At 64.3% G+C, this 1284-nt stretch carries 2 protein-coding genes; one reads left to right on the plus strand and one right to left on the minus strand.

Translation table 11 applies throughout. From position 1 onward, the window contains the following. On the minus strand, nucleotides 1-412 hold a 412-nt coding region (locus A2I95_RS39165; protein WP_291737756.1), incomplete at its 3' end, for an EamA family transporter. 162 nt (nucleotides 413-574) lie between these two features. On the opposite strand from A2I95_RS39165, the gene A2I95_RS39170 reads away from it, so the two are divergent. Continuing rightward, nucleotides 575-1284: TIM barrel protein (locus A2I95_RS39170; protein WP_291737757.1), on the plus strand; the 710-nt coding region annotated here is incomplete at its 3' end.

Raw genomic sequence — 1284 nt, forward strand, 5'->3', positions numbered from 1 at the left:
CCCCCAGCCGCCGCTGGCCTTGCAGCATCTCAATCACCCCGCCGATCACCGGTGCGGCGGAACAGATCAGTGCCGCCGTGACCGCATTGGTCAGCACCTGCGCCTGGATGATCAGATAGGCGCTGGCGCCAAAGCCGAAGAAGCCGATCATCAGCCCTTTGCGCCAGGGCGCCCTCAACACGGTTTGCACCCCTTCGCGCATCGCCCACAGCAGCAGGATCCCGGTGGCCGCCAGCACTAGCCGTGCCGCCAGCAGCATCACCGGCGGCCAGGTTTGCAGCAGCACCTCCGCCGCGGGAAAACCCGCAGACCAGGTGATCATCGCCGCCGCCGCAAGGGCATTGCCGCCAAACGCATTGGCAGGCAGCGGCGCAGAAGAGCCTGCAGACAGGCGCTCGGGACTCATCGTCATGGCTGCTATCCTTTGGAGGCCCGGCGGAAATATGCCGGTTTCCTGCAGTTGCATCCGAATCGCAGCCTCAGGTCTTGCGGGAAAGCGACAATGCGTCGTTTTCTATCTCTTGGCCTTACGGTTTTGCGCGGGATAAACCTCCGTGAAGCCAGGAGAAACCCGATGCCCAGATTCGCAGCCAACATCTCGATGCTGTTTGCCGAGCTGCCCTATCTCGACCGGTTCCAGGCCGCCGCGGCGGCAGGGTTCGAGGCGGTGGAAATCCTCTACCCTTATGAGCTTGCCGCCAAGGAGACCCAGCGCGCATTGCTGGCCAACGGGCTGGAGCTCTTGCTGATCAACGCGCCGCCGCCCAACTACACCGGCGGCATGCCCGGCTATGCTGCAGTGCCCGAAGGCGTTGATCGGTTCCAGCGCGACATCCGCCGGGTGCTGCGCTACGCCGAGGCGTTGAAGGCCGGCAGGATCCACGTGATGGCGGGCTATGCCAAGGGCGCAGCGGCGCAGCAGACTTTTGTCGAAAACCTGCAATGGGCCGCCGGCCAGGCGCCCGAGCAGCAGTTCACCATCGAGCCTTTGAACAGCGGCGACCAGCCCGGCTATTTTTTGGACGATTACAACCTGGCGATGGAGGTGCTGGAGGCGGTGGACCGCCCCAATGTCGGCTTGCAGTATGATGCCTATCACGCCCAGCTAATCCACGGCGATGCGGCCAAGGTCTGGGACATATTCGGCTGCCACGCGATGCATGTGCAGATCGCCGCCGCCCCGGGCCGCTGCGAGCCGGGCACCGGGCCGGTGGATTTCCAAGAGCTGTTTGCCGCCATCGAGGCCAGCGGCTATGACGGATGGATCAGCGCTGAATACACGCC

It is taken from the genome of Leisingera sp. F5, from assembly GCF_001593695.1.